Source organism: Pseudarthrobacter enclensis, from assembly GCF_030811655.1.
GTDB classification, from domain to species: domain Bacteria; phylum Actinomycetota; class Actinomycetes; order Actinomycetales; family Micrococcaceae; genus Arthrobacter; species Arthrobacter enclensis_A.
The window spans coordinates 123627-136149 of sequence record NZ_JAUSRE010000001.1 but is presented as its reverse complement, the minus strand read 5'-3'; the positions used below and the strand labels follow the sequence as shown (position 1 = coordinate 136149).

General features: G+C 68.7%; 8 protein-coding genes. 5 read left to right on the top strand and 3 right to left on the bottom strand.

Going from position 1 to position 12523, the window contains the following annotated elements; genetic code table 11:
• Position 1: 1 nt before the first annotated feature.
• Both J2X98_RS00600 and J2X98_RS00595 read left to right on the top strand, forming a co-directional pair.
• Positions 2 to 2227 (top strand): molybdopterin oxidoreductase family protein, encoded by a 2226-nt coding sequence (locus J2X98_RS00600; RefSeq protein ID WP_307303411.1) that lies wholly within the window; start codon positions 2 to 4, stop codon positions 2225 to 2227.
• Entirely contained in the window at positions 2224 to 3783 is a 1560-nt protein-coding gene (locus J2X98_RS00595) for an FAD-dependent oxidoreductase (protein WP_307303409.1), read from the top strand. Before J2X98_RS00600 ends, J2X98_RS00595 begins: the two co-directional genes overlap by 4 nt.
• Here J2X98_RS00595 and J2X98_RS00590 read toward each other — a convergent pair whose 3' ends face one another.
• A complete protein-coding gene (locus J2X98_RS00590; RefSeq protein ID WP_307303407.1) occupies positions 3784 to 4917 on the bottom strand; it encodes a hypothetical protein in 1134 nt (377 codons plus the stop codon).
• A gap of 108 nt (positions 4918 to 5025) precedes the next feature.
• Positions 5026 to 6441: an NAD(P)H-quinone dehydrogenase gene (locus J2X98_RS00585; RefSeq protein ID WP_141940641.1), complete on the bottom strand. Its 1416-nt coding sequence runs from the start codon at positions 6439 to 6441 to the stop codon at positions 5026 to 5028.
• Between the two features lie 103 nt (positions 6442 to 6544).
• Between J2X98_RS00585 and J2X98_RS00580 the strand changes: the two genes are divergently transcribed.
• Both J2X98_RS00580 and J2X98_RS00575 read left to right on the top strand, forming a co-directional pair.
• Positions 6545 to 7363 (top strand): purine-nucleoside phosphorylase, encoded by an 819-nt coding sequence (locus J2X98_RS00580; protein ID WP_141940640.1) that lies wholly within the window; start codon positions 6545 to 6547, stop codon positions 7361 to 7363.
• 56 nt (positions 7364 to 7419) lie between these two features.
• Positions 7420 to 9171, top strand: coding sequence for a phospho-sugar mutase (locus J2X98_RS00575; protein WP_307303404.1), 1752 nt, complete (start codon positions 7420 to 7422; stop codon positions 9169 to 9171).
• A 69-nt stretch (positions 9172 to 9240) separates the two neighbouring features.
• On the opposite strand, the gene nirD is transcribed toward J2X98_RS00575, so the two are convergent.
• Positions 9241 to 9621: a nitrite reductase small subunit NirD gene (gene nirD / locus J2X98_RS00570; RefSeq protein WP_141940638.1), complete on the bottom strand. Its 381-nt coding sequence runs from the start codon at positions 9619 to 9621 to the stop codon at positions 9241 to 9243.
• A 259-nt stretch (positions 9622 to 9880) separates the two neighbouring features.
• Here nirD and nirB point away from each other — a divergent pair, with 259 nt between their 5' ends.
• Entirely contained in the window at positions 9881 to 12523 is a 2643-nt protein-coding gene (nirB, locus tag J2X98_RS00565) for a nitrite reductase large subunit NirB (RefSeq protein ID WP_307303401.1), read from the top strand.

Genomic DNA, 12523 nt, shown 5'->3' with positions numbered 1-12523 from the left:
CATGCCCAAAAGCGCCGACACGCACTGCCCATATTGCGCGCTGCAGTGCGCCATGACGCTCACTCCCCGCGCGGACCTGGCCCCGGCTTCACAGCCGGGGCCGGGCCCCGCGCCTGTACTTCCTGGAACCAGCCCGGCAGCAGCAGCCGTCCCGGGAGCGCAGGTTGAGGTCCAGGGCCGGGACTTTCCCACGAACCGAGGCGGCCTGTGCCGGAAGGGCTGGACCTCGGCTTCCCTCCTGAACCACGCGGGCCGGATCACCGACCCCCTGCTGAAGGGCGCCGACGGCGTGCACCGGCCCATCGGCTGGGACCAGGCCCTGGATCTGGCTGCCAGAGCCGTGAAGGACACTCAGGCCCGCCACGGCGCGGACGCCGTCGGCGTTTTCGGCGGCGGCGGCCTCACCAACGAGAAGGCCTACCAGCTGGGCAAGTTCGCCCGGCTGGCCCTGGGAACTTCCCGCATCGACTACAACGGCAGGTTCTGCATGTCCTCCGCAGCCGCCGCAGGCATGCGCGCCTTCGGCGTGGACCGCGGCCTGCCCTTCCCGCTCGAGGCCCTGGATACGGCCAGCGCCATCCTGATGCTCGGATCAAACGTTGCCGAAACCATGCCGCCGTTCGTGCAGCACCTCAAGGGCGCCCGTGACGCCGGCGGACTGATCGTGGTGGATCCGCGCCGGTCCGCCACGGCAGCCTTCACGGCCGACGGCGGCGGGCTCCACCTTCAGCCCCTCCCGGGCACCGACCTCACCCTCCTGCTGGGCCTTTCCCACGTGGTCATCCACGAAAACCTGGCGGACGCCGCCTTTATCCAGGAGCGCACCTCGGGCTACAACGCCGTGGTCCGCAGCGTGAACGCCTTCTGGCCCGAACGCGTCCAGTCCATCACCGGTGTCCCCGCGGAGCTGATCCGCGACACCGCCCGGATACTCGCGGCCGGCGCCCGCAACGGCGGCAGCTACATCCTCACCGGCCGGGGCGTGGAACAGCACGTGGACGGAACCGACACCGCCACTGCCGCCATCAACCTCAGCCTCCTGCTGGGCCTGCCCGGCTCGGCCCGCAGCGGGTACGGCACCCTCACGGGCCAGGGCAACGGCCAAGGCGGCCGTGAACACGGCCAAAAGGCGGACCAGCTGCCCGGGTACCGCAAAATCACGGACCCCGCAGCCCGCGCGCACGTCGCCGCCGTCTGGGGCGTTCCCGAAGACATGATCCCCGGCCCGGGCCTGCCCGCCGTGCAGCTGCTGCAGTCACTCGGAAAGCCCGACGGCGTCCGGTGCCTTTTCGTCCACGCCTCCAACATCGCGGTGGCAGCACCTGACGCCAACGCCGTGATCCAGGGACTGCGGAGCCTGGACTTCCTGGTGGTCTGCGACTTCTTCCTGTCCGAAACCGCCGCGGAGGCGGACCTCATCCTTCCCGTCCTCCAGTGGGCCGAAGAGGACGGCACCCTGACCAACCTGGAGGGACGCGTCCTCCGCCGCCGCCGCGCCATCTCCCCTCCCGCCGGTGCCCGCAGCGAACTGTGGATCATGGCCCGGCTCGCGGAGCGGCTGGACGCACCCTCCACCTACAGCGAGGATCCCGAAACGGTCTTCGAGGAACTGCGGCTCGCCTCCGCCGGCGGACTGGCCGACTACTCCGGCATCGACTACGCCATGCTGGACCGGGGCGAAGCGGCCTACTGGCCCTACCCGGCAGGCAGCACCGGAACCCCGCGACTGTTCCGGGACGGCTTTGCCCACCCCGACGGCAAGGCGGTCCTGGTCCCGGTGGCGCCGCGCCGCCGTCGTACTCCCGAAGGACTGGCAACGGACCCCGCCGGCACACCCATGACCCTCATCACCGGCCGGCTCCTGGAGCATTACCAGTCCGGCGCCCAGACCCGCCGGGTCGCCGAGCTCGTCGCCGCCCAGCCCGAGGCCAGGGCCCAGCTCCACCCGGCGGCCGCAGAGGCCCTGGGCATCACGGACGGATCACTGGTGTCCGTCTCCAACGGGCGCGGCGAAGTGCTGTGCCGGGCCGAACTCAGTACGACCATCCGCCCCGAGACGGTCTTCCTGCCCTTCCACTTCCCCGGCTCCGAAAGCGCCAACCGGCTGACCGAAGCCGCCACGGACCCCGTCTCCGGGATGCCCGAATTCAAATTCAACACGGTATGGGTGCGGCCGGTGCCTGCGCCCGGTTCCGCCCGCCAACTGCAAACGACGGAGGCCTCATGAGCGAGCAGATTGTCATCGTGGGATTCGGCCCGGTGGCCGCCAGGCTGGTGGACGAACTCCTGCCAGCAGTCCGCGGAGGCCACGTCCGGCTCACCGTGGTGGGCGCGGAGGCTGAAGCTGCGTACAACAGGGTCCTGGTCGCCGACCTCGGCGTCGGCCGGACCACCGCGGACGCATTGGCCCTTGCCGATGCCGCAGATCTGGCTGCCCAGGGAGTGGACGTCCGCCTGGGACTCCGGGCCAGGCGCGTCGACAGGGCGCGGCAGCAGGTCCTGCTCTCGGACGGTGCGACGGTCCACTACGACCGCTTGGTGGTTGCCACCGGGTCCCGGCCGGTGATCCCCAACCTCACTGGCATCAATCCGGACCCGTCCTCCCCCGTCCTGCCCGCCGGGGTCACGGCACTGCGCGACCTCCGCGACGCCGCCGTACTCCGGGAGGCGGTGGACGGCGGCAAGCGGGTGGTGGTACTGGGCGGCGGCGTCCTGGGCCTGGAAACCGCGCTGGCGGCAGCCGAAGAAGGCGCCACCGTCACCGTGGTCCACAACGGGCCGCATCCGCTGGGCCGCAGCATCGACCGGGGCGGCGGGGCGGTCCTGGCCGCCGGGCTTCGCCGGTGCGGCGTCCGGGTGGCGGGCAACGCCCGCTCCACCGGGGTTGAGCACAACGCGCCCGACGGCGGCTTCTCGGCCTTGCTGCTCGACGACGGCTCCGCGATTGACGGCGACCTCCTGGTCATCTCGTGCGGCGTGCGTCCCCGGACAGAGCTGGCCGAGGGCTGCGGCCTGTCCACCGGCACCGGGATTTTGGTGGACCACCGGCTGCGGGCGCACCACGAACCGCACATCTTCGCCATCGGAGACTGCGCCGAAGTCCGCTGCCCGGATCCGGGCTGCGCCGAATGCCGCAACAGCAAGGGGCCGTCCGGGCTTGTGGGCCCGGGATGGCGGCAGGCCGAATGGCTGGCCGAATATCTCACCCTCCTTGCGGAGGGCTCAGCTGCGGGGGCGGAACTTTTGCCCGCGCTGCCCGCGGAACAGCCCGGCGTCGTGGTACTCAAGGCACGCGGAATGACCATGGCCGTGGCCGGCGACAACTCGGCGGACCCCTGGGACGAAGAAGCCCTCACGGCGGGAGCGGCAGCGGGCAGGCCGCGCCTGCAGGTGGCCCAATGGGCGGATCCGGAACATGGCCGGTACGTCAAGATGACCACGCGCGGAGGCGTGCTCGAAGGCCTTGTAGCCGTGGGCGTGCCGCGGACCGCCGCTGAACTGGTGGGGCTCTTCGAACGCGGCGCCGAGCTGCCGGCCGACCGGTCACTGCTGCTGCGCCTCGACGGGCCGGACCAGCTGCCGGGAGCCTCCGCCGACCCCGCCGGTACCGTATGCCGGTGCGCCGGGGTGAGCGGTGCTGCCATCACGGCAGCGGTGGCCGACGGCTGCTCCACGGTCACGGACGTCTCCAAGGCCACCCGCGCCGGCACCGGCTGCGGCGGATGCCACGAGGACATCAAGGGCCTCATCGAACGGCACTTCCAGGCAGTGGCCGCAGCCTGACTAGAACGCCGCGCCCCGTACCAGCGAGATGAGTTGCTCCTTCGTCTGCTCTGCAGTGGGTCCGGCCGGGGAAATCAGGACCTGCGCCAGGAATGTCGCCACGGTCTGCCCCTTGACCGCCTGCACGGACAGGATCGTGATGGGCACGTCCCCGGCCGGTCGAAGTGCCTTGGGCCCTGCGGGTTCGGTGGTCATGGAGAACGCAGCACTGTCCCCGATGCCATCCACCGGCTCGCCGCCCATGGCCGGGGCACCGAGTGGGGAACCTGAGGTCTTGAGGACTTCGACGCTGAAGATCATGGAGTCGGGCCCGGGTGTCCCCAGTTGGCCAAATGTGTAGCGGCAGCTGACTTCGCCCGGAAGAATCTGCGGTTCCGTTGCCGCCCCGAAGGCCTGCTTGACCTGGGCGGGACTGAAGAGCGCGCAAACGGCATTGTTGGTGGTGGCAGGCGGACCCACCGGCGGAGCGGCAGGGACGTTGAGCTGGCTGCCGTTGCCCCAGCCCGCGTCCGCTGCAGCCTGGGCGAGCGCCTTCGCCATGGCATTGCCGTCGGGGACGGCGCCGCCATCCATCGGCGGTCCCGTGACATACGGCATTTCGAGGGTTTCGCTGCCCCTGACGGCGGTCAGGACCACGTTGGCTGACGCGCCGCCGGCCTCGCCGCGGAAGTATCCGGTCCACTGCAGGCAGGCGAAGTCACCAATGCCGGTAACCGGCGAACAGTCGGACGTTGCCTTCGCTTTGGCGATGTCAGAGTCGGAAGCGGGCGAAACCAGGGCAACGGACAAGGCGGTCAGGCCCCGTTCCGGCGATTTGCCCGAATAGCTGCACAGGTAGGCCTTGCTTCCCGGTGGCCGGGCCGGGCTGTTCTGGCCCACGGGCACAAGTCCGGGGTCCACCTTGGCCGCGATCCCGGGGGTGATGAGGTCGCACGCCGGGCTGCCGGTGCCGGATCTGCCCGCTGTTCCGCCTGCTCCGCCCGCGCTGGGAGGCGGTGCTGATGTCGAACCCGGGCCGCCTTGGCCTGCCGGCGGGGAGCACGCGGCCAGGAGCAGGGCGAGCACCGCCGTCGTCATCGCTTTCCCAACGCCAGGGCCTTTGTTCGCATGTGCCAGGGTCCGCGCAGCCGTCATGGCATCAGTGTGACGCCCGCGCCACCAAGGGCCACAGAGTCGAAAGTACCGGGGCGTGGGTGGACAATCCCGGAGGGGTCCACCCTCCCACTGCCGCTGCGGACGGCCTTACATATGGACGTGCAGGCGGCGGGCAGCCTCGGAGATGGATCCGGTCAGCGACGGGTATACCGTGAAGGTGCTGGCAACGTCGTCAACGTGCAGCTTCTGCTTGACCGCAATGGAGATGGGGAAGATCAGCTCGGAGGCGTTGGGCCCCACCACCACACCGCCGATCACCGTGCCGGAGCCCTTCCGCGCAAAGATTTTCACGAACCCGTCCTTGGCGTTGCGCATCTTGGCGCGGGCGTTGCTTTTCAGCGAGAGCTTGATGACGTCGGCCTGGTATTTACCGGACTCGATTTCGGCCTCGGACACTCCGACGTTCGCGATTTCGGGCGAGGTGAAGATGTTGGATGCCACCTGGTGGAGCTTGAGCGGGGTGACGCCGTCCCCCATGAAGTGGGCCACGGCGATCCGGCCCTGCATGGCGGCCACGGAGGCCAGCGGCAGGACGCCGGTGCAGTCGCCGGCTGCGTAGATGTTGGGCGCGGTGGTGCGTGAGACGCCGTCCACCTTGATGTGGCCGCTGTCGCTGACGGCCACTCCGGCCTCTTCGAGGCCGATGCCTGCGGTGTTGGGGATGGAGCCCAGGCACAGCAGGCAGTGGCTGCCGGTGACCTTCGTGCCGTCAGAAAGCGTGACCACCACACCGTCGTCCGTGCGTTCCACCGTCTGTGCGCGGGAGCGGGACAGGACGCGGACTCCGCGGCGTTCGAAGACTTCCTCCAAAACCACGGCGGCATCGACATCCGAGCCGGGCAGCACACGGTCGCGGCTGGAGACGAGGGTGACTTTGGAGCCGAGGCCGTTGTAGGCGGAGGCGAATTCGGCCCCGGTCACGCCGGAGCCCACCACGATGAGTTCCTCCGGCAGGTCGTCCAGGTCGTAGATCTGGGTCCAGTTCAGGATCCGTTCCCCGTCCGGGCGCGCCGTCTCCAGTTCCCGGGGGTGTGCGCCCACGGCCAGCAGGATGGTGTCGGCCTCCACTGTCTCCGTCCCATCGGCCGTCAGGACCTCGATGGTGTGGGGGTCCAGGAGGCGGCCGGAGCCGGCGATGATGCGAACGCCGCGCTTCTCCAGGCCGTCACGGATGTCCTGGGACTGGGTGCGCGCCAGGTTGAGGAGCCGGTCATTGATGTGCTTGAGGTCGGCGTGCATCACCGGCACGAAGTCGCCGCCGTCTACGTCGAACTTCACTCCCAGCTCTCCGGCCTCGGCCACCCGGGTCATGAGGTCAGCCGTGGCGATGAGGGTCTTGGAAGGGACTACGTCGGTCAGCACGGCGGAGCCGCCCAGCCCGGCGCGTTCGATGATCGTGACCGTCGCCCCGAGCGAGGCGGCCACCATGGCGGCTTCGTATCCGCCGGGACCACCTCCCAGGATTGCGATCCGGGGGGAACTGAAATCTGGATGCGTAGTCACAGTCATCCATTCTCGCCCATCCACCGCCTGACCACCAAGAAAACAGGGCGTCCCGGGGCCAGCCGTGACAGGGGTAACAGGGGCGGCAGGATAACTTGTACTGGTGAGTACAACAGACTTCCTGAACACGGACCCGTTCGCCGCCGCCCGCGCCGCCGCGGACTACATCGCCGAAGAGACAGGCGTGGACCGCCACGACACGGCCCTGGTCCTGGGCTCCGGCTGGGGCGAAGCCGCCGACCTGGTCGGCGAGACCACCGCCACCTTGTCCGCAGAGGAAGTTCCGGGCTTCCACGCGCCTGCCGTGGAAGGCCATGTGGGCACCATCCGCTCCGTGCTGACCAAGGAGGGCAAACGCGCCCTGGTCCTGGGCGCGCGGACCCACTACTACGAGGGCAAGGGCGTCCGCGCCGTGGTGCACGGCATCCGGACCGCGGCAGCCGCCGGATGCAGCACACTGGTCCTCACCAACGGCTGCGGCGGACTCAACGAGGCCTGGGCCCCCGGCACCCCGGTACTGATCCGTGACCACATCAACCTCACCGCCGCTTCCCCCTTGGAAGGCGCTACGTTCGTGGACCTTACGGACCTGTATTCGCCGCGCATCCGTGGGCTGGCCCGCGAAGTCGATCCCACCCTGGACGAAGGCGTGTACGCCCAGTTCCCCGGCCCCCACTACGAGACGCCCGCGGAAGTGCAGTACGCCAAACGGATCGGCGCCGACCTGATCGGAATGTCGACGGCGCTGGAGGCCATCGCCGGGCGGCACGCCGGAATGGAGGTGTTCGGCATCTCATTGGTCACCAACCTTGCCGCCGGCATCAGCCCGCAACCGCTGAGCCACCAGGAGGTCATCGAGTCCGGACAGGCTGCAGGACCACGGATCTCCCGGCTGCTGGCAGACATCATCGCCAAGCTGTAGCGGCCGCGGCCGCCGGTTGCCGCGCGCGGACCGGCAATGACGATAGCGTTATGCCCATGACGACTGCCGATGCTGAACTTCGCCTGCTCGCCGAGGCCCGCGAATGGGCTGCCCAGGACCCGGACCCCGCAACCCGGGAGGCCCTCCTTGAGCTGGTCCGCCTGGTGGACGACGGTGATCCCGGAGCCCGGCAGGAACTGGAAGACAGCTTCCGCGGTACCCTGCAGTTCGGCACCGCCGGCCTGCGCGCTGCCTTGGGTCCCGGTCCCAACCGGATGAACCGGGTAGTGGTGCGCCGCGCAGCCGCAGGTCTCGCCGCCTTCCTGGGGGACGCCGTGGGAAAGGCCGCGCCCGGTACCCGGCCCCGCGCCGTCGTCGGCTATGACGCCCGGCACAACTCGGATGTCTTCGCGTCAGAAACGGCTGCCATCTTCACTGCGGCAGGCATCGAAACCTTCCTCCTCCCGGGCGCCCTGCCCACTCCCGTGCTGGCGTACGCCGTCCGGGCCCTGGGCTGCGACGGCGGCGTCATGGTCACCGCAAGCCACAACCCGCCGCAGGACAACGGGTACAAGGTGTACCTGGGGCGGCATGCCGTGGCGGCGGATGGGGACGGCGCCCAGATCGTAGCGCCCTACGATGCGGAGATTGCCGCGCGGATCGACGCGGTGGGAACACTGGGATCAATAACGCTTGCGGCGGATGGCTGGACCGTCCTGGACGGCTCGCTCGCTGCCGACTACGAACGGGCGACGGCGGCACTCGCCATGCAGGAACGCTTTCCCGCGCGGGACCTGCGCATTGTCCTGACCCCCCTGCACGGCGTCGGCGGCGGGACGGCCGTCGACGTCCTGGCGGCGGCAGGTTTCACAGATGTCACCGTGGTGGCGGAACAGGCCGATCCGGACCCCGATTTCCCCACCGTAAGTTTCCCCAACCCGGAAGAACCGGGCGCGCTGGACCTTGCACTGGAGGCGGCAGCCCGCCTGGATGCGGACCTGGTCATCGCCAACGACCCCGACGCCGACAGGGCTGCCGTGGCCGCCAAGGACCCCGACACCGGCGCATGGCGGATGCTCCGCGGCGACGAGGTGGGGTCACTGCTGGGCGCCCACATGGTGGCCCGGCTCGCCGACGGCGCTGCCACCGGCGCTGATGGGGACAGCCCCGGCGTCTTCGCCAATTCGATCGTTTCCTCGAGGCTGCTGGCCCGCATCGCCGCCGCGGCCGGCTTTGCCCACGAGGAAACGTTGACCGGCTTCAAGTGGATCTCCCGGGTTCCCGGCCTGGTTTACGGCTACGAAGAGGCACTGGGCTATTGCGTGGCGCCGGACCTGGTGAAGGACAAGGACGGCATTTCCGCAGCCGTCCTGATCGCAGAACTCGCGGCCACCGCCAAAGCAGCGGGCAAAACCGTCTTCGACACGCTCGATGAGCTCTACCTCCAGCACGGCCTGCACGCCAGCGACCAGCTCAGCATCAGGGTGGCGGACCTGGGACTGCTGGACGCCATGATGAACCGCCTGCGGGTCTCGCCGCCGGAATCGTTCGGACAATCGGCGGTAGAGGTCTTCACCGACCTGGCCGAGGGCAGCGCCGAGCTGCCGCCCACCGAAGGCCTGCTGTACATCACGCGCAACCTGACCCGCGTCATCATCCGGCCCAGTGGCACGGAGCCGAAGCTCAAGTGCTACCTGGAGGTCATTCAGCAGGTGGAATCCGCCGCGGAACTGCCGGCGGCCCGCCAGGCGGCACGGGCCTCGCTGGACGAAGTCCTGCACGACGTCAGCGAGGCGCTGGGACTGTAGGAACTGCGGTTTTAACCTCAAAGGGCGCCTGGGCCACGAAAGGCCCGGCGCCCCTTTGGGGTCTAAGTGCTACAGCTCCACCTCAACGAAGCCGTCCGTGATGCGGGTGCTGTACGCCGCCAGCCGAAGGCCGGGCGTAGTGAAGCATTCGCCGGTTTGAAGGTCGTAGAGCTCCTTGTGCAGCGGCGAGGCGATAGTGGGGCGGTTCCCCTTCGAACCGAGGATGCCACGGGCCATGACGTGGGCCCCGGTGGCCGGATCCTCGTGGGCCACAGCGAAAACTTCGGCCGGGGCGGTGCGGAACAGGGCCACCTGGCGGCCTGCCACCAAGGCAGCCTCTCCCCAGGCAGGCTCCAGGTCGTCAACCGCGCAGACGCGGTACCAGCCGGTCTCGAATCCAGCGAGGTCTGATTCGGCGGCGAGCGCCCCAAGTTCCAGTGTTGCCGTCATGTCCGGCTCCTTTCCCTGTGCCTGTTGTCCTTTGCAGTGGCCGCTTCTGCAACCGTGTTCCACGCTAGGGTCCGGGTGTTTCAACCGGGTGCGGGCAATGTGTCCGGTGCGTAAAAGAGACCTAACGCCGCACGAAATGTCCCCGTGATGCAGAAGTTAAGTTGGCGAAACAATTGGGAAACTGAGGCGAAACTGCCCCTCCCTAGGCTGGAGGCACAAGCTGCAGAGCACCGTCTGCGGCCCATGCGAAAGGCCCACAGTGACCGAACAGACTTCAAGCACAGAGACTCCGCGCCGCATCGTCGTCGCCGGCGGCGGCCCCGCGGCCCACCGTTTTGCGGACGCCATGCATGCCCGGGGCCTCGACGGCTGGCATGTCACGGTCCTCACCGAGGAAGCCCACCTCCCGTACGACCGGGTGGCACTCTCGAAGGCCCTCACCGATACCGGGGTGGACCTCACCCTGGGCACAGCCTCCATGTGGGAGCACGGATCGCTGGTCCTGAAGACCGGCGAGCGGGTGGTGAAAATCAACGCAGGCGCCAAGACGGTGGAAACCGCTGCAGGGAACAGCTATCCGTATGACGAACTGGTGGTGGCCACCGGCTCCGACGCCGTGCGCCTGCCCATTCCCGGCGCCGACAAGGCCCACGTCTACCGCACCCTCGAAGATGTGTGGGCCATCAACAAAGCCATCGCGGAGCTGACCGAAAGGCTCGGCCGCAAAATCAACGCCGTGACCATCGGCGGCGGCCTCCTGGGACTCGAATCGGCTGCCGGCACCGAGCAGCTGGGTGCCACGCCCGTGGTCATCAACGGTGCGCCGTGGCTGATGAACACCCAGCTGGACGAGGGCGCAGGCCAGGCCCTGGGGCGCCTCATCGAAGCGAAGGGCTTCGAAGTCCACGGCGGCGTGTTCCCCAGCGAAGTTTTGACGGACGACGACGGCCAGGTCACCGGGGTGCTCATGGCGGACGAACGCATCATCCCCGCTGACCTGGTGATTGTGGCGGTCGGCGTCAAGCCCCGCGATGAACTTTTCCGCGCGGCCGAGGGCGGAGAACAGGTGTTCAGTTTGGGTCCCCGCGGCGGCGTGGTCATCAACGACTACTGCGCCACCGAAGTCCCCGGCATCTGGGCCATTGGCGAGGTGGCCAACTTCGGCGGCATGTGCCTCGGCCTGGTGGCCCCGGCCAACACCATGGCCGAGATCGTGGCCGACCGGCTGCACGGCGGCGACGCCACCTTCCCCGGCTTCGACACCGCCACCAAGCTGAAGCTGTCCGGGGTGGACGTGGCCAGCTTCGGCGACGCCTTCGCCAGGACAGAACACGCACTGGAGATCGTGTACGCGGACCCTGCCCGCGGCGTCTACCAGAAGATCGTCACCACCGACGACGCCAAGACCCTCCTGGGCGGCATCTTCGTGGGTGACGCGTCTCCGTACATGAGCCTGCGGCCGCTCCTGGGCCGCGAACTTCCCGCAGAGCCCGGCGCCTTCCTCAGCGCGGCAGGCGGCGGCGAAGCTCCCGAGACCGAACTCCCGGATGACGCCACGCTGTGCTCCTGCAACAACGTCACCGCCGGCACCATCCGCGACGCCATCAACGGCTGCGGCGCATGCGAGGGCAATGCCCCGGTCCAGGAACTCGGGGAGCTGAAGGGCTGCACCCGTGCCGGCACCCAGTGCGGTTCCTGCGTGCCCATGCTGAAGAAGCTGCTGGAAACGGAGCTGACCAAGTCCGGCGTCGAGGTCTCCAAGGCCTTGTGCGAGCACATTGAACTGTCCCGCCAGGAGCTGTTCGACGCCATCCGCGTCCTGGAACTGACCTCCTTCGAGGAGATCATGGCCAAGTACGGCACGGGAGCGGGCTGCGACATCTGCAAGCCCACCATCGCCAACATCCTGGCCAGCCAGAACAGCGCCTACGTCCTGGACGCCGGCCGCGGCACCCTCCAGGACACCAACGACCGCGCCCTGGCCAACATGCAGAAGGACGGCACCTACTCGGTGGTCCCCCGCATCGCCGGCGGTGAGATCACCCCCAAGAAGCTTGGCGTGATCGCCGCCGTTGCCGAGAAGTACGGCCTCTACACCAAAATCACCGGCGGCCAGCGGATCGACATGTTCGGTGCACGCCTGGAGCAGCTGCCCGAGATCTGGAAGGAACTTGTGGACGCCGGCTTCGAGTCCGGCCAGGCCTATGGCAAGAGCCTGCGCACGGTGAAGTCCTGTGTCGGTTCCACCTGGTGCCGCTTCGGCGTCCAGGACTCCGTGGCGATGGCGATCAAGCTGGAGCTGCGCTACCGCGGCCTGCGCAGCCCGCACAAACTCAAAATGGGTGTCTCCGGCTGCGCCCGTGAGTGCGCCGAGGCCCGCGGCAAGGATGTGGGCGTGATCGCCACCGCGGACGGCTGGAACCTGTACGTCGGCGGAAACGGCGGCGCCACCCCCGCGCACGCCCAGCTGCTGGCCAAGGACCTGGACGACGAGACCCTGATCAAGTACATCGACCGCTACTTCATGTACTACATCCGCACCGCGGACCGGCTGCAGCGCACGGCGCGCTGGCAGGAAGAACTCGACGGCGGCATCAAGCACGTCGAGGACGTGGTGGTCAAGGACACCCTGGGCATCGCCGAGGAGCTGGAAGCCGCCATGGCCAAGCATGTGGACACCTACGTCGATGAATGGGCCGACACCCTGAAGGACCCCGAGCGGCTCCGCCGGTTCCGTTCCTTCGTCAACGCCCCGGACCAAAAGGACGACTCCATCACCTTCGTCCCGGACGAGCGCGGCCAGATGCGTCCCGCCACCCCCGAGGAAAAAGGCAAAGTCCTGATCGGCTCTTCCATCCCGGTCCGCGCCGCCACACCGGAAACCATTGGAAACGAGGCATAG

What these genes read in the sequence shown, in the direction of transcription:
- J2X98_RS00600 (WP_307303411.1), top strand. Translation starts at nt 2, where the DNA reads ATGCCCAAAAGCGCCGACACGCACTGCCCATATTGCGCGCTGCAGTGC.
- J2X98_RS00595 (WP_307303409.1), top strand. Translation starts at nt 2,224, where the DNA reads ATGAGCGAGCAGATTGTCATCGTGGGATTCGGCCCGGTGGCCGCCAGG.
- J2X98_RS00590 (WP_307303407.1), bottom strand. Translation starts at nt 4,917, where the DNA reads ATGACGGCTGCGCGGACCCTGGCACATGCGAACAAAGGCCCTGGCGTT.
- J2X98_RS00575 (WP_307303404.1), top strand. Translation starts at nt 7,420, where the DNA reads ATGACGACTGCCGATGCTGAACTTCGCCTGCTCGCCGAGGCCCGCGAA.
- nirD (WP_141940638.1), bottom strand. Translation starts at nt 9,621, where the DNA reads ATGACGGCAACACTGGAACTTGGGGCGCTCGCCGCCGAATCAGACCTC.